The organism is Pseudoalteromonas sp. MMG024 (assembly GCF_021654175.1).
Taxonomy (GTDB): domain Bacteria; phylum Pseudomonadota; class Gammaproteobacteria; order Enterobacterales; family Alteromonadaceae; genus Pseudoalteromonas.
Map to the genome: position 1 here is coordinate 98,763 of NZ_JAKFZO010000010.1, position 16,870 is coordinate 115,632.

A 16,870-nucleotide genomic window follows, 5' to 3' on the forward strand; every position below is an offset into this window, starting at 1 on the left:
CTCCGAGTAGTTTTAAAGTTATTTAGTTAACATGTATGTGCCGCCAATTGCTGCACCTGCCATAATTGCGGTTGTCATGCCTGCTGTTACAAGACCTGCTACTACAAATGTTGTTAAACCAGCTGCCATTAAAATCTCGATTGCGTTCGATGTATTCATTGTTCAATTTCCTAGTTAATACCAATTCACTTAAGTAGCTGATCATTCTAGCGGACTAAATATCATGCTAACCGCGTTGGAATTTATCAATGTAGAACAACTACATAAGAAAAATTCCGCCTTGTTATCATTTCATTTATCCAGCGCTATCTCTGATCACATACTTAACAGAATTGGTATAAGTTTGAGTAAAGCGTGTTGCTTGAGTTAAATATTAGGCAATTGAGGTGAGGATTCTGCTGCTTTGTGATGTTTGGCGATTTGAGGTGATATTTGGTTTTATTGTGGGATGAAATAATGTCTCATACAGAGAATGAGCAAGGAGTTTTATACACGAGCAAGTATTTAAGCAGTTTTCAAAGCCTATGCTTTATGTATTTTAATACGCGTTATTTCACTGCTTTATTTATTGGGTCGTTAAGTCATTACAGAATTAACAAATATTGCAGTTAGCATAAACCCTACGCCTACAGCGAAACCAATTAATGATGCTTTCAAAATGGTCGACTTTTTATTTGTTTTTGGTGGCTGATTATTCATTGTGATTTATTTCTCTATTTTGAGCATTCAATTTCGTAAAAAAGGTGATGACATTAAGTGAATGGTTATTTTGTATTTGTGCCATTCTTGTGCTCATCACCTTCAACAATTTGAGACAGCTTCTTTTGTTCCCACTTTTCACCGAATGGTTCAAATACATAAAATGCGAAACCCGCAATCATGACAGCAAATGACAAAAAAACGGCTACTAAAGAACCAAAATTCTCCCCGCCATTATAGTTAGGTAACATAAAAAATATAAATACGACAGTTAGAAAAGTGCAAAGGCCATAGAAATACTTAATCAATTTAACTTTTTCTTTCGCGTTATTTAATTGCTCAGTAGTTACATTTTCTTGCGCTGTTTTTTGGCTTGTTTTAGCGGGCTGAGTCTCTTTGTTAATTAACTCTAAAAGCTCAGATACAGTGATTTCATAAACAGCTGCCAATGACTTTAAGGTTTCGCTCCCTACTTTGTCTCCTCTTTCAACTCTTTGTATCGTTCGAACGTTTAAGCCACTAAATTGTGCTAATTGTTCTTGTGACCAGTTTCTTTTGAGTCTGAGATATTTCATAGACGATTCCTGTTTATAAAAATTGTTTACATACTATACCAAATTGGTGATGACAATAACGACATTTAGCCGACAGTTACCTGACAAGAGTTCAATAGACTCAATATAGTAGTGTGATAGGTGGAATTTTAAGGGGTTATTGTTTATGAGATGGGAGGGAAGGGGATATGTCTATTGTTACTTTTTAACAAAAAAAGCCTGTCTATTTAATTGAATAGAAAGGCTATTTTGTTTGCTTTTTGAATTTATAAATTTGCTTATTTGTTCTTACCATAGGCATATTTCCTTAAGTTTTGTTTAATTCATCTTACTTAAATAGTAAGTAGCTTCCACCTACGGCAACGCCCGTTACAATTGCTGCTGTCATACCTGCGGTCACTAAACCAACAACCACAAATGCTGTAAGTGCTGCAGTCATTAAAATATCAAATACGTTGTTCATTTGTTTATCTCCGATGTGTTTTACGATTATTTAGTTAACATGTATGTGCCGCCAATTGCTGCACCTGCCATAATTGCGGTTGTCATGCCTGCAGTTACAAGACCTGCTACTACAAATGTTGTTAAACCAGCTGCCATTAAAATCTCGATTGCGTTAGATGTATTCATTGTTCAATTTCCTATTTAAGTGTGAGTAAAGCGTGTTGCTTGAGTTAAATAATAGGCGATTGAGATGGGTATTCTGCTGCTTTGTGATGTTTGGCTAATTGCAGTGATATTTGGTTTTATGGAGTGATGAATGAATTGTGTTATTGGCGAATGGTTGATTCTAGAGCGCAAAGGGCAACACGCTTTAATGTTGTACAAATGAAAAAACCGATGTAGGTGCATCGGTTTTTTTAGCGTTTATTTATTCGCGTCGTTATTCTTCGACTAACACTTGCTTGCCGTCGCTATTTACAACCAGCAAGTAAGACTCACCAAAGTCGCCGGTGCATAAATCGATGGCGCGGCCATTAATGGTTAAGTCGAGTGCACAATTATCTAGGGTTAAAAAGTCAGATACTTTGCCGCGTTCAGTGGTCATTACTTGGCTACCTTTTAACGTAACGGGGTAAACACCATTAGCGAAAATGCGTACGTTGAAAGTGTTGGCGTTATCACGCTCTTTTTTCTTAAGTAAGGTGATGTGTTTTTCAACACCATTTTGCCAAGCAATAACCCAATGTTCGTCATCGTCGCTTAACGTTGTATGCATTTTTACTTCATTTTGACTGCTCATAGCTGAGCGCATACCAATGTTGACAATGTTCATTACCGCTGGGAAGTCATAGTTATATTCGCTTGAATAACCATTAACTTGAACATTACCAGCTACGCGGTTTTTACTATCAAATAAGCCACTTGAACCTGCAGTGATGGTGCGTTTTTGCAAATGAAAGTCAACACTGTAATCCATTGCATTGATAAACGAAAACTCTGCTTCATGGGTTAATGCATCGTCTAAATCATCTGTGATTGAATCACTACAGCCAATTGCCCCAAAACACAGCGCACTTACAATAAGTGCTACCTTCCCTGAATTTTTAATCATAATATGCCTAGTTCCAATCTACCCCAAAAAAATCTAGCGCGATAATAACATAGTGCTAGTTTAAAAAGCGTGAAGATGGCAATAAACACGTTAGTCTTGTGTAAGAAAGTATTTAAATTCATTACAGATTCTTACGTTTATAGGCTAGGCGCAAAGATGCCCTCAATAGAGGGCATAGCATATTTATAGTCAGTTCTTGTTATGCAATATGCAATAAAGCGCTGGCAAAACAAAAAGAGTTAGCAAGGTGGATGAAATCACCCCGCCAATAACCACAGTCGCAAGCGGCCTTTGCACTTCTGAGCCAATGCCAGTGTTAAGTGCCATTGGAATAAAGCCAAGCGAGGCAACAAGTGCGGTGGTCAGTACCGGGCGTAATCGCGTTAGCGCCCCGGTAATAATGGCGTCATTTAAGCCAAGTTGGTTGGCTCTTAACTCACGAATAAACGATACCATTACTAAGCCATTTAAAATTGCTATACCAGACAGGGCAATAAAGCCCACAGCAGCCGAGATTGAAAACGGAATATCTCGCAGGAATAGCGCGAAAATACCGCCAGTGAGTGCCAGTGGCACACCGCTGAAGATAATCATTGAGTCTTTAAATGAGCCAAGAGCGATTAACAACAGCGCCACAATAATCGCTAAAGTTAACGGTACAACTAAGGTTAAACGCTTGGTTGCTGATTGCAGTTTTTGGTATGTACCGCCGTATTCTACCCAGTAACCTGCGGGAATATCTGCATTTTGTTCAATCGCCATTTGCACATCTTTAACAAAACCACCCAAATCGCGGCCACGCACATTGGCTGTTACCACAATGCGGCGTTTACCATTTTCACGGTTAATCTGATTTGCCGAGTTAACTTTTTCAATGCTTGCTACTTCCGACAGCGGCACATAATCGCCATTAGCTAAGGTAATGGGTAGGTGTTTGAGATTATCGATATCTCGGCGTTTATCATCGGGTAAACGCACAACAATATCAAAGCGACGATCGCCTTGATAAAACTTACCAACATCCACGCCGCCCATGCTAATGGCAATTTGCTGTTGTAAATCGGCCTTGGTTAAAGCATAACGCGCTAACATGTGATCAATTGGATTGATGGTTAAAATGGGCAAGCCTTTAACTTTTTCCACTTGCACATCGCGAATACCAACAACGTTTTCAATTGCACTTTCAATGCGCTTTCCAACAATCGCAAGGGTATCAAAATCATCGCCAAAAACCTTAATCGCAAGCTCAGAGCGCACACCCGAGAGCAGTTCATTAAAGCGCATTTGAATCGGTTGTAAAAACTCATAACGGTTCCCTGGAATGGTTTCAACTAGTTGCTCAAGCTCTGTTACCAATTGGGTTTTTGGCTTAGTTGGGTTTGGCCATTCAGCACGCGGTTTTAGCATAATGAAGACATCTGCAACGCTTGGTGGCATAGGGTCGGTGGCCACATCAGGTGTACCAATCTTTGAAAATACACTTAACACTTCGGCTTTTTCAGCAATTTTTTGCTCTAACAGTTCTTGCATTTTAATCGACTGAGAAAGTGACGTGCCCGGTATGCGCATGGCATGCATAGCAATATCACCTTCATCTAAATTAGGCACAAATTCGCTGCCGAGTTGGGTACTCATAACGCCAGCAAATGTCATAAGCGCAAGAGCGCTGCCAACAACTACCCAACGCATTTTTAACACAAAGGTTAAGATTGGCTGATAAAGCGCAGTGCTTGCCTTCATTACGATATTTTCTTTTTCTTGAACTGGCTTTTTAAATAACAGAGCAATGCATGCAGGTACAAACGTAATTGATAAAACCATGGCACTCACTAGGGCAATTACCACTGTCATTGCCATCGGATGGAACATTTTGCCTTCCACGCCGGTTAGGGCAAAAATCGGTAAATACACTGCGGTAATAATAAACACACCAAATAGGGCAGGGCGGATCACTTCACGGGTGGCATCAAACACCAAGGCTAAACGCTCGTTTAATGGCAAGGGCTGCGCTGTGTTTTGACCATTATGTGCTTGGCTTAAGCGGCGCATACAGTTTTCTACGATAATAATTGCGCCATCAACCAGTAGGCCAAAATCGAGCGCGCCTAAACTCATTAAGTTAGCACTTACTTTACTTTGTACCATTCCTGTAATGGTCATTAACATGGCAAATGGGATCACCATCGCGGTGATAAGTGCCGCTCTAAAATTACCGAGCAGTAAAAACAAAATAACAATGACCAGCAGTGCGCCTTCAAGCAAATTGGTTTTAACGGTATCGAGGGTTTTATTTACCAGTTTTGTGCGATCGTACGCAGGGTTAATCACCACCCCTTGCGGTAAACTTTTACTTATTTCTGTTAAGCGTTCGCCGACCTCTTTTGCCACTTTTTGACTGTTTTCACCAATTAACATAAAGACGGTACTGAGCACCACTTCATGGCCATTTTGTGTGGCTGCACCAGAGCGTAGCTCTTTACCTTCTATCACATCGGCAACATCTTTAATGCGAATAATCGCACCTTGCAAATTTGTTATGGGTACATTTTCAAGCTGGGCTAAATCGCTTAATTGACCGGGAATGCGCACTAACCACTGCGAACCATCACGCTCAATAAAGCCCGCCCCACGGTTTTGGTTATGACTGCCAATGGCATCAATTACATCTTGTTGCGACAAGCCAAATGCCAACAGTTTTTCAGGTTTTATGGCGATTTGAATTTCGCGCTCAAAGCCGCCAATGGGGTTTACTTCAACAACGCCTTCAACTTGTACTAGTTGCGGGCGAATGATCCAGTCGTGCACGGTGCGTAAATCCGTTGCCGTAATTAGGCTGCCATCGGGATTTGTTGCACCTGGCAATGCATCAACCGTAAACATAAAAATTTCACCCAGCCCTGTGGAAATCGGGCCAAGCTCTGGCTCTACGCCAAAGGGTAATTCAGATTTTGCTGAAACCAATCGCTCATTTACTAACTGGCGGGCAAAATAGATATCGGTGTCATCACTGAATATGGCAACCACTTGTGATAAACCATAACGTGAAATAGAACGTGTGTAACTTAAATTGGGCACGCCAGCCAGTGCAGTTTCAAGCACGTAAGTAACGCGTTGCTCAACTTCCAGCGGGGTGAAACCGGGCACTTCGGTATTGATAACGACCTGAACATTGGTAATGTCGGGCACGGCATCGATGGGCAGTTTAGTAAACTGCCAAGCACCCAGTGCTGCAACTAACATTACCATTGCAAGTACTAACTTACTTCGCTCAATCGCGAACTTTAAAATGGACTCTAGCATAAGTAATTACTCACTTTTAGTGGTCGTGTGACGCGCCGGACTTTTCAATGTCGGCTTTTAAGATATAACTGTTGTCGGTGGCATATTCGCTGCCAACATCAATACCACTTAACACTTCAACCCACTCACCGCTGCTGCGGCCAAGGGTTAACATGCGAACCTCAAATTGGTCGCCGAATTTGGCAAATACCACATCAAAATCACGAAACGCATGCAGTGCTTTTTTCTCAACTGCCATCGGCACCGTAAAAGTTTCAAGAGTGATTTCGGCGCTAACAAACTGGCCTACTTGCAGCTGATTGTTGGGATTAGGGATAAAGGCACGATAAGTTTTTGCTTGATTGCCAGCAACTGAAAAAAGGCTGTCTTTAATGGTGGTATTTATTGACGTATTTAAGCCATTTACATTAACGCTTACTGCTGCGCCTTGACTGATATTTGCTGCATCACTCGGAAAAACCTGTAACTCGGCAACAAGCTCAGTCATATCGGTAATTTCTATTAAGCTGCGCCCAGCTGTTTGCTCACCAAGCCCCACGTTTTGTTTAGTTACAATGCCATTAATTGGGGAAATAACGCGGTAGCTTTGTAAGCTGTCGTTACTTTGAATGGTCATTATGTGCTGACCTTTTTTCACCTGCATACCCAATAGCGCAGTGAGTTTGGTAATTTCACCATCAAAACGCGCGCTTATTTGGCGTTTTGCACCTGCTGGCAGGGCGAGTTTGCCATACACTGGCAAGGTTTTTGTCAGGGTTTTTGCTTGCACGGTATTGGTGTTAATGCCCAGTTCCTTAGAAATGGGGGCGGCAATTTGAGTGCGTCCTTCAAAATTATCAAAATGCCATTTATAGACTTCGCCTTGATAAATGGCGCTTATTTCAACGCTAAATGAGTGAGGTTCGTTAATCAGTGACGTACCCTTTAAAAAGGCGCCATTTGGTTTAAATGAAATGGTGTCTTTTTTGCCACCTAATCGGTTAAGGATAACGGTAACGTCCACATCAGTGGAGGCGACTGTTTTTTCGCGATCTTTTACAAATACGCGGTATTCGGGTGCTGTTCCTTGTTCAACTAGTTGCAGCTCCAAAGAGAAGTCACCTGTTTTGAAAAGTCGTCCACCGTTTGGCCCGGTAACAGGTGCGCTGTGCTCGCTTCCATCTTGCTGGTGGTCGTGGTCGCTTCCGGCGACCACATCAAAATTTGGTAACGTGAGTAACAGGCTCACTAAAAATACATTGAATAGATTTGATAATTTCATCGCAATCTCACTTAATTATTAGGCTAGCGCCAGTTAAGCGCTCAAATTCAACATTGAATCGTTGAATATTGGTGTAGGCTTGTATCAGCTCCAATCGGGCTTGTAATAACTCTTGTTTTACTGCATACCAATCGGTGTAACGGTAACGCCCTTGCTGGTAGGCAAGCTCGGCTTGTTTACTTGCTGTTTCAAGGGCGGGAAGTGATTCTTTTAAAAGCGCATTGGCAATATGGGTATTGTGGGTGAGCTTGTGGTTAAGTAGCAGCGCTTGTGTTTGGGCACGCGCAAGCCAGGCTTTTGCCTCGGCTGCTTGCTGCTGTTTACTGGCGTTAAGCGATGCAATTTTCCCTTCGCTACGAGACGCACCCCCTAACGGAATTGAAACGCCAGCGCTTAGTGAAAAGTCATTAAGCGCTTGGTCGCGCGTAATGCCCGTATTGATTTGCCAAGTGGGTTTGCTCTCAGCTTGTGATAGTGCAATTTCTGATGAGATTACACGCTGTTTTGATGCAAAGAGTGAAAAACGCGGCGTGTTTTTTAATTGTGCTTTGGCATCTTCCAGCGAAAGGGCATTAGGTAATTGGGTTAAATCGCCTGTTACATCAAATTCAGTAGTGCCTTGCCATTGGGCTGCCAACTGTGATTTTGTTGCTTCAATTTCAAAGTAAAGATCTTCAACTACTAATGTTTGCTTTGCTAAATCAGCCTTTGCGCGGTATTTATCAATGCTGTTTACGCGGCCTGCTTCTACTCGTTTGGTAATCTCTGACAGGGCTTTTTTGGCTTGTTTTTCTGCCAAAGTAGCCAGTTTTAACTGGGCTTGCTGCGCTAATAAGGTAATAAATAAATTGGCCGTTTCGGCTGATAAATCTAGCGCTTTGGCCTCTTTTTCAACGTCATAAATCAGCCCTTGTTGTTTGGCGAGATTCACTCGTGCATCCACTTGCTCACCATCGAGCAACCACGCAATACTCAAACTTGTTTGGCTATTGGAGAAGCCCTGATAATCGCCAGTGCCAAGGGCATCTTCAACACTTACATCAAGGGTAACTGGGCTTGCAACCCCTGCTTGTTGAATAAGCCCTTGATTTGCTTGTTGCAAATAAATTAGCGGCGTTAAATCAGGGTGGTTTTGTATGGTCTTACTGATGGCGGTTTTTAAGCTCACGACTTCGTTTGCGCTAGCACCCTTTGGTGCGAGCAAGAGGCTCGCAACGACAAGGTTTAACCCTATCAATAACCGACTGTTAATCGGTTTTCTTTTTGTGACAAATTTTATCAGCATATGCTCACTCCTAAAATTTAGGCTTTATACCGATTATTAATCGGTTTTTTGAATTTGCAGAAATACTTTTTAAATCCATGATCTTAGTGACTCGTGAAGGTTTCGATAAAGTGGTGGATGCTATCGACTGAGCTCAAGCATAGAAAAAATGCGGCAATTGCAAGCAGCATCATAAGCAAGTGATTAACTGGTTTTAGCGATAATTGCCCAAGTAAAAAATACACTCGTTGCTCTAGCACATCGGCGCCAAAATTAGCCACCATGTCGGTATTTTTAAGGTTACTGCCTGTGGCATTTAGCCTTGCTACTTTTACTAAGGTACCGGCAATATCGAGCGATGAAGTAGTGCTTGAAACCACGGCGTTGTCTGCATCTTGCTCCATTGCTAAGGTCATATGTAGGACTAATCGCTGTTTAATGTTTGGTATAAAAAACGCGGCAAGCAGGGCAAATAACCATTTTTTAAATGGGTCACGCTTATTTGCATGGGCAAGTTCGTGTTGCATAACAATATGGTATTCAGTCTCGCTAATTTGCTCGCGCATGCCTTTAGTAACAAAGCACTTAGGGCTGATAAAACCTGCAGTAAATGCTGCGGCATCATTTGAATCTATTTCGAATGTGTTGTTATCAACTTTACGAGAAAGCGCCATTAAGCTTTTAATTTCATGCTGATGGGTACGCAGTTTTAGCAATCTTGAACTAATTACATATGCCAAAAAGCCAAGTGCGCATGCCGTCACTGCGCCGTGCCAACTGAACCATGAAAAACTGTCGATATGATGCCAGTGATCCATACTTGAGGCACTTTCAAACGGTGAAAGGCCATTGGCTGCGTAAACAAAATAGGCGGCGGTTGAAAAGGCGCTAAACCAAGGTAAGGTCGCTAAAAACCACAAGGTGATTTTGCGTGATTTAACCTGCAGTTTTAAGAATCGCGTACTTAATAAAGTAACTAACGCAGACACCGCAATGTTGTGCAGCACAAAGCACACAACGGCAATGGCTAATACATTTAATAATAAGGTTAGGGTATCTGCGCTCATAACTTAGCCTTGTTGCTTAAGTTTTAATTTTTGCTGTTCGATCAGCGATTCTAATTTGTTCAATTGTTCAACGTTGAACTCTGACGACATCGAACTAAATGCGGCAATTAGGCTGCTACCATCGTCTTCACCAACAAAGTCAGTGGTTACTGATTTTATTAGTTGCCCTATTAACTCGTGGCGCTCAACGCGGGCTTTATAATGAAATGCGTGACCCTCTTTGTGGCGCGATAACAAGCCTTTTTTGTAGAGGCGTTCAAGGGTGCTTTGGTAGGTGTTTAAACTGCCACCGCGGGTATTTTCAAAGTGAGCAAACACGGTTTTTACGTCAGAGCAACCGTGTTGCCAAAGGTAGTGTAAAAGCAATTTTTCTAAATCGCCGAGTTTCATTGTGATCACCTTAAACTAAAAACCGATTAACAGTCGGTATAATAGGTTTAATAAAACCGATTTGCAATAGGTTTTAATTTTACCACTAAAAAGCGGGCAGCAATAAGTCTAACTAAAATGTCGTCAGGCTTTTTAATTGAAGCGAATTTATTAAGTTTTATACGCTTTGGTGAGTTGAAGATTGAAAACGATGCAGCGAAACAAAGCCTATTGCAAAACAGCAACCTACATAGAGCCAAACGCTACTGGCAACGAGTTGCCATAGGTCGATTTGTGTTGCTTTAATGACTATTGTAAACCCGAGTAAACCACGCAGTATACATATTATAGCAATAACAACTAACGCAGATTTTAAAAAAGGAACTCTGTGAATAATGCCCATTGCTGAGAATGCAAATAGCGCGCATGCACTCATTAACAATGCACTAGTGTAGTTGCAATAGGTGCAAGCAGGGTGTGTTGTTTTGATGATGCGATTATAAATTCAGGGGCACGCGCAAACAGATACCAGCTCGGGCCGCCCATACCAATTCTGTTAAGTATGTGATCAGAGGTAGCGCTGGATAAATGAAATGATAACAAGGCGGAATTTTTCTTATGTAGTTGTTCTACATTGATAAATTCAAACGCAGTTAGCATGATATTTAACCCGCTAGAATGATCAGCTATTTAAGTGAATTGGTATAATGCAGAGCAAATGCCAAGCGGCAGCTGCTAAGGCAATTATACCTGCACTGAACAGTAATTTTGAGTTCACAGGAGCGTGTATAATCTGTTGATTTGATGACAGCAAATTAAGTTACCTATCAGCCCTAAATTGACAATATTTCGTTATTTTCATCTTGTTTGGCGTATATACTGCGATATCGTTCATTTATGTAGAGTAAATTACACGGCATCATTCTGCCTTGTTTAAATACCAAACAAACTGCAGCAGAAATAGGCAGAAAAGATCATCAGGCTCTAGTCAATACCGACACAGGCTGTGTAGCGTTTTGCGATTTTAACGACTTGGTCTTTGGATTCGATAATTTCATTATCGTTTTTGAAAATACGCTGTTCACACATGCCACGCATGTTCGCGTATGTTTTTAAGCACTCTTTTACACTTTTTCCGCCCGATGTTTGATATGACTCATCGTTGCAAAATTGTAATGCGAGTAAGTTAGAGCCAAGCTTGATTTCACCTAAGCTAACATCGCTGGTTTCAGCTTTTGCCAAAAGGTCTTGGTAGTTGGCGATATGTTGTGAGCTCGCATTGCTATAAAAATACATTCCGCCTAAAAATAGGCCTAGAAGTACAATAAACTTCATAATCATTCCCTTGATATTGTTTTTATTGAATTTAAATCGGTGACGAAAAATTTAGCGCATTACGTTACCGCTTTTTTGGTTGAAAAGCGAACAGTTTTTAAAGCGCTTAAAATTAATTCACCTTAATAATGTTATTTTATGCAATTGTTCTTATTTAAAGTATTCATCTTAATGAACTTATAGTTACGTTTTGTGTTCTGATTGGTATAAACAGTAAACCTCTATCACAACCTAGTAAGCATCTTATTAAAGCCAGGAGAAAAACGAGAGCGCAAAGGTAAACACGCTCTAGATGAATTATGACGAAAACCAAAGTAAGCGTATTGATACTAGCCGGATTGTTTTTTGGCATTCTATTTATGCCCGTATCTCAAATAATCCCGGTTCAAGGTGCAACACACAATGATTGGCATGCAAAAACTTTTTGGTATGAGCCTTGGGGCAGCTCAGGGGTACACAAAGGTATCGATATTTTCGCCAAAAAAGGAACGCCCGTAATAGCGTCTACGGCAGGAATTGTGATTTATTCTGGCACTTTGCCTAAAGGCGGTAAGGTTGCCGTGATTTTAGGACCAAAATGGCGAGTTCATTATTATGCGCATTTAAAGCAAAACCAAAGTAAAACAGGTCAGTTAGTTGCGAAGAGAGAGGTTATTGGCACTTTGGGCGATTCGGGAAATGCCAAAGGTAAGCCTGCACATATCCACTACTCGGTCGTTACATTAATACCTTACCCGTGGCGCTTCACCACAGAAACGCAGGGTTATAAGAAAATGTTTTACTTAAACCCTGCCGAATTATTCACACATCACTAAGCTAAATTATTTACACGCTTTGAACTATGTTGTGACTGTTCTAATTTTTCTGCGGCAAAACTATTAAATAGCCAAAGAGCTAGCGCGGTAACAAACGCAATAGCGGCGCATAAGAGCCAAAAGTTCGCGGGTTCATTAGCTTCAACAGCCCATTTGTTATAACCCCAACCAGATAGCTTACCTGCAAACAAAAAGCCAATGGCAGATGCCGTGTAAAGATAGCCTTGATACATCGCTGCTTTGTCTTTTGGCATTACTGAGGCTACATACTCTTGTTGTTTTGGCGATGCCATCATTTCACCGAGCGAAAAGATAAGTAAAGCGGCGACTGCTAGCGCGCCGCTTACAATTGCTCCAGCCTCTGAATTTGCCAGTAATAAATAACTGCTGGCAATCATTAGAGCGCCCGCAATAATTACATAAAAGGTTTTAAAACGCGCGCTCAGTGCTGATACTAATACTTGTAATAGTACAATAGAGCCAAAGTTTACCGCTGCAATGTATTCAGGTTTAAACTGACGATAATCACTTGCCCACTTGGTTGCGAGTGCGCTGATTTCAGCTTGAGACAGTGCACTTAAGCTTGGTAAATGCGCCTGTAATACATCTTTTGGAATGCGCACATTGTAGTTAGTCAATTCAAGATAGGCTTTATGAAAACTGTTTGCTTGGCTGTAATCAAATTGGCTTGCAAGCGCAGTGATTGCAGTTGTTAGCTGTGGCACATTAACAAACGAAGCGGCTTCGCCAAACCCCGCATGAATTGAATTCGCTAGCATGACAAGATCACTGCTATCAACATAGTCGCGAATAAAAAGCGGAAGGGTGATAAAAATTTGCATGTAAACCAGCCAAAACCCGCTCAAAATTAAAATAAGTAACAAAAATGGCTTATTGCCCATTTTTATTTTGCTGCTATACCAATGTGTTCCGGCTTTTGGCGCTAATATGTGCCAGACTAAGTTTAAACCTAGCCAACTCGTAATAAATCCGTAAGCGAATGACTCAGAAATTAATTTTGTACCGGGCAACATAAACGCAATGAGGATTGGAAAAACAAGTAACGCAAAACGACCATTCCCCAGTACTTCTCGCATTTCAATCATAATATCTTTTAATGGCTTAGCCGGGGTGTTTTTACGAATTTCAGCCGTTGGATCGCGATAAAATAAGGTGACAGGGATAAAGTTAATAGCTATCCACACGGCTGCCATAATAAACACCATATCCCAGCTTGTGTCTCGCATAATACCCGCAATAACAGGCCCTAAAAAGCCACCCACATTGACCATCATGTAAAATACGCCAAAGCCTATACTGCGATTGCTATCGTTGGTGGCATGCGTCACAGTGCCGGTGATCAATGGTTTGAAAATGCCAGCACCAATAGCAACACCCATAAAGGCTAGGAAAAACGTGCTATAGCCTGATACTTGACCAAGTAAGTAATAACACGGGGTCATCATGGCAAAGGCAAGTAACAGCATTTTTTTGTAGCCGTAACGATCGCCTAATGCCCCAGTTAATGCTGGTAACAAGTAGATACAAAATGGCACTAGCCCTTGCAAAAAACCGCGTTGCTCATCACTAAAACCCATACCGCCTTGTAGTACAGGGCTGGTCATATAAAGGGACGATACGGTAAAAAAACCGTACCACGCTAAGCGTTCAAATATTTCCATAATATTGGCAATGTAAAAACTGCTGCCAAATGGACTGCGCAAAGGTTTGTGTGTTGTCATAACAATTTTTCTTTTTTTGAATATTGTATGCAATATATCAGAGGTGGTTTTTTTAGCAACAATGATACTATTTTCTGTGTTTAATAAGAGATGTTTGAGTAGCTAAACTTAAATTAAATATGTGCTAACTCATTAATAAATGAAAATATATTTCGCAAAAGTGAGCGATTTATGTAAAAAATCTGTATAACAGAAACATTGTTTATTAATTGAGTAATTTAAAATGAATTATAAAAACACATTACTACCTGTTTCACTTATCGCTGCCGCGGTTTTCTCTTTCTCTACCGTTGCCAATGCACCAGCTGGTATTGATAACAGCCACCGCAGTGAAACAAACCAAGCACGCGATACATTTCGTAAGCCATACCAAACGCTTGAGTTTTTTGGTGTAAAAGCTAATTCAAAAGTTGTTGAGATCATGCCCGGTGGCGGTTGGTACACCGAAGTATTAGCGCCAATGCTTGCAGCAGAGGGGCAGCTTGTTGCAGCTCACTACCCAATTACGACAAGCTCAAAATACCGTAAGCGCTCACGCGAAAACTTTGAGAAAAAGTTAAGCGATAACAAAAAGGTATACGGCAGTGTTGTTATCGCTGATTTTGATCCAAATGTGTCAATTGATGAGAAAATAAAAAACGCAGATGTAGTTTTAACCTTTAGAGGCTTGCACGGTTTACAAAACGGTAACCAGTTAGCTGCTGCATTTAGTCAGTTTAATCAGATGCTTAAACAAGGTGGCAAATTAGGCGTTGTACAGCATCAAGCACCTGAAGGGTTTGATCCGGTAGCAACAGCGAAAAAAGGCTACTTGCCAAAATCACATGTAATTGCAGTGGCAAAAGCGGCGGGTTTTGACTTAGAAGCTGAGGCGTATTTCCATAACAATGCGAAAGACCGCATTATTATTGATAATGTTGAAGCAGGTGTATGGGCACTGCCGCCTTCACTTAATGCAAAAGAAAACAAAGAACAGTATAAAGCGGTAGGTGAATCTAACCGCATGACATTACTTTTCAAAAAGCGTTAATTGAATAAGGCCTAAACCTTCAAAACGGATTGGGACCTAATACAAATCACGCATTTAGGGCTTAAAAATTGGCCACTATTGGCTTAGTTTTTCAAGCCCGTTTAGTTTATATTGAAAACAATAAAAATAAGCATAAGAAGACGAGACGTGGCACAAGCAGTTAAAAAAATCGTTATTGTTGGTGGGGGAACAACGGGTTGGATGGCAGCGGCGAGTTTATCGCGCTACATTCAAGACAAAGACATGTCGCTCACGCTAATTGAATCACCTAACATTAATACGGTTGGGGTGGGCGAAGCAACCATTCCTAATTTTGTCGATTTTAACCGCAATTTAGGCATTAACGATGCTGAATTAATCAAAGCCACACAAGCGACGTTTAAACTTGGTATTGAATTTGAAGAGTGGTCGCAAATAGGCGAGCGTTTTTTCCATCCTTTTGCAGCCTATGGCGCATCCATTGAAAATTTGGATTTTCACCAATATATCAACAAGCTAAATGCAGAAGGCAAACAGCTTGATATTGAAGATTATAGTTTCCCAATTCAGCTTGCCAAAAAAGGCGGATTTGCGCAGCCAAACCCCAATAAAAACAACCCACTAGCGCAATATTCTTACGCCTATCATATTGATGCTGTGTTATATGCTAAGTTTTTAACCGAGTTTTCAGTAAAACGCGGTGTAAACCATATTTTAGCGAATGTGAGTGAGGTCAAACTAAACGCTGAAAATGGCTTCATCCAAGCGCTTACCCTTGATAACGACATGCATATTGAGGGCGATTTATTTATTGATTGCTCAGGTTTTAAAGGTGTATTAATTGAAGGGGCAATGGGGATAGGCCTTGATGATTTGAGTCATTTGCTACCTTGTGACAGCGCTGTCGCAGTGCAAACGGAACTGGTGGGTGAACCTAGACCTTATACCCGCGCAATTGCAAAAGAAGCTGGGTGGCAATGGTGTATCCCGCTGCAGCACCGAATGGGCAATGGCTACATTTATTCAAGCAAATTCATTACAGATGAAGAAGCGAAACAAAGCCTGCTCGATAGTGTAAAAGGGCGGACAATTACCGATGTAAAAACCTTTAAGTTCCCACTTGGCAGGCGTAAAGTAAGTTGGCATAAAAACTGTTTTGCCCTTGGTTTAGCTGCTGGCTTTTTAGAGCCTTTAGAGTCACTTGGCATTTCGTTAATTCAAACCGCGCTTGCTAAGCTGATGACTTTCTTCCCAGATATGTCGTTTAATCAAGCTGATATTGATGAAGTTAACCGTTTGCATAATGATGAGTTAGACCGCATTGTTGATTTTTTATTAGTGCACTACAAATTAACGCAGCGCACCGACACCGCATTTTGGGGTTACTGCCAAGAGATGCCCATTCCAAAAACGCTTGAGCATAAAATTGCCATGTATAAAAATCGTGGCCATGTGGTGATGTATGATAACGAGTCTTTCCAGCAAGCAAGTTGGCTTTCAATGTTTTATGGCTTTAACGTTACTCCTTCGCGTTACGATGTACGTTTAGATCACTTTAACTCAAGCGCGATTACTGAAAACTTGGCGCAAATGAAAGCACAAATTGCTATGGCCGCGAATAATTGTTTGAGTCATCAAGCATTTATTGATAAACATTGTAAAGCAAATAATGATGTGAAAAATCGATAATGTTAGTACCGTTTACAAAAACCCACATAGAACCACTTACGAGCTGGTTTCAAGATGAAGCCAGCCTTTCGAAGTGGTCTGGCCCAGGATTCCGTTACCCTTTTACAGAAGACACTTTCTTTCAAGATTTAAACACAGAGAAATGATACCAATTCACTTAAGTAGCTGACCATCCTAGCGGACTAAATATCATGCTAACTGCGTTAGAATT

The 16,870-nt window shown here is 41.1% G+C and carries 15 protein-coding genes; 3 read left to right on the forward strand and 12 right to left on the reverse strand.

What is annotated here, in order from left to right:
• Positions 1-18 precede the first annotated feature (18 nt).
• The 11 genes from L1068_RS11425 to L1068_RS11470 all read right to left on the reverse strand — a co-directional run bounded on the left by L1068_RS11425 (position 19) and on the right by L1068_RS11470 (position 11,404).
• The gene (locus tag L1068_RS11425; protein ID WP_157813533.1) at positions 19-159 is read right to left on the reverse strand and encodes a hypothetical protein; all 141 of its coding nucleotides are present in this window, start codon (positions 157-159) and stop codon (positions 19-21) included.
• A 605-nt stretch (positions 160-764) separates the two neighbouring features.
• The gene (locus L1068_RS11430; protein WP_237130371.1) at positions 765-1,274 is read right to left on the reverse strand and encodes a helix-turn-helix domain-containing protein; all 510 of its coding nucleotides are present in this window, start codon (positions 1,272-1,274) and stop codon (positions 765-767) included.
• A 307-nt stretch (positions 1,275-1,581) separates the two neighbouring features.
• Entirely contained in the window at positions 1,582-1,716 is a 135-nt protein-coding gene (locus L1068_RS22075) for a hypothetical protein (RefSeq protein ID WP_275419482.1), read from the reverse strand.
• 26 nt (positions 1,717-1,742) lie between these two features.
• Positions 1,743-1,883, reverse strand: a complete 141-nt coding sequence (locus L1068_RS11435) for a hypothetical protein (RefSeq protein ID WP_157813533.1) — start codon at positions 1,881-1,883, stop codon at positions 1,743-1,745.
• Between the two features lie 253 nt (positions 1,884-2,136).
• On the reverse strand, positions 2,137-2,808 hold the full coding sequence (locus tag L1068_RS11440) for a hypothetical protein (RefSeq protein ID WP_237130372.1): 672 nt from the start codon (positions 2,806-2,808) through the stop codon (positions 2,137-2,139).
• A 189-nt stretch (positions 2,809-2,997) separates the two neighbouring features.
• The gene (locus L1068_RS11445; protein ID WP_237130373.1) at positions 2,998-6,108 is read right to left on the reverse strand and encodes a CusA/CzcA family heavy metal efflux RND transporter; all 3,111 of its coding nucleotides are present in this window, start codon (positions 6,106-6,108) and stop codon (positions 2,998-3,000) included.
• Positions 6,109-6,124: 16 nt separating this feature from the next.
• On the reverse strand, positions 6,125-7,369 hold the full coding sequence (locus tag L1068_RS11450) for an efflux RND transporter periplasmic adaptor subunit (protein ID WP_237130374.1): 1,245 nt from the start codon (positions 7,367-7,369) through the stop codon (positions 6,125-6,127).
• A 7-nt stretch (positions 7,370-7,376) separates the two neighbouring features.
• Positions 7,377-8,654 carry a TolC family protein gene (locus L1068_RS11455; protein WP_237130375.1) on the reverse strand — a complete coding sequence of 426 codons (1,278 nt, stop codon included), beginning with the start codon at positions 8,652-8,654 and terminating at the stop codon, positions 7,377-7,379.
• Between the two features lie 83 nt (positions 8,655-8,737).
• A complete protein-coding gene (locus L1068_RS11460; RefSeq protein ID WP_237130376.1) occupies positions 8,738-9,700 on the reverse strand; it encodes a M56 family metallopeptidase in 963 nt (320 codons plus the stop codon).
• Between the two features lie 3 nt (positions 9,701-9,703).
• Positions 9,704-10,090, reverse strand: coding sequence for a BlaI/MecI/CopY family transcriptional regulator (locus tag L1068_RS11465; protein ID WP_237130377.1), 387 nt, complete (start codon positions 10,088-10,090; stop codon positions 9,704-9,706).
• A 963-nt stretch (positions 10,091-11,053) separates the two neighbouring features.
• On the reverse strand, positions 11,054-11,404 hold the full coding sequence (locus L1068_RS11470) for a hypothetical protein (RefSeq protein WP_237130378.1): 351 nt from the start codon (positions 11,402-11,404) through the stop codon (positions 11,054-11,056).
• A gap of 299 nt (positions 11,405-11,703) precedes the next feature.
• Here L1068_RS11470 and L1068_RS11475 point away from each other — a divergent pair, with 299 nt between their 5' ends.
• Positions 11,704-12,219, forward strand: a complete 516-nt coding sequence (locus tag L1068_RS11475) for a M23 family metallopeptidase (protein WP_237130379.1) — start codon at positions 11,704-11,706, stop codon at positions 12,217-12,219.
• On the opposite strand, the gene L1068_RS11480 is transcribed toward L1068_RS11475, so the two are convergent.
• Positions 12,216-13,961, reverse strand: a complete 1,746-nt coding sequence (locus tag L1068_RS11480; RefSeq protein WP_237130380.1) for an MFS transporter — start codon at positions 13,959-13,961, stop codon at positions 12,216-12,218. The genes L1068_RS11475 and L1068_RS11480 overlap by 4 nt on opposite strands.
• Positions 13,962-14,184: 223 nt before the next feature.
• On the opposite strand from L1068_RS11480, the gene L1068_RS11485 reads away from it, so the two are divergent.
• Positions 14,185-14,991, forward strand: a complete 807-nt coding sequence (locus tag L1068_RS11485; protein ID WP_237130381.1) for a methyltransferase — start codon at positions 14,185-14,187, stop codon at positions 14,989-14,991.
• Between the two features lie 147 nt (positions 14,992-15,138).
• Entirely contained in the window at positions 15,139-16,659 is a 1,521-nt protein-coding gene (locus L1068_RS11490) for a tryptophan 7-halogenase (protein ID WP_237130382.1), read from the forward strand.
• Positions 16,660-16,870: the final 211 nt, after the last annotated feature.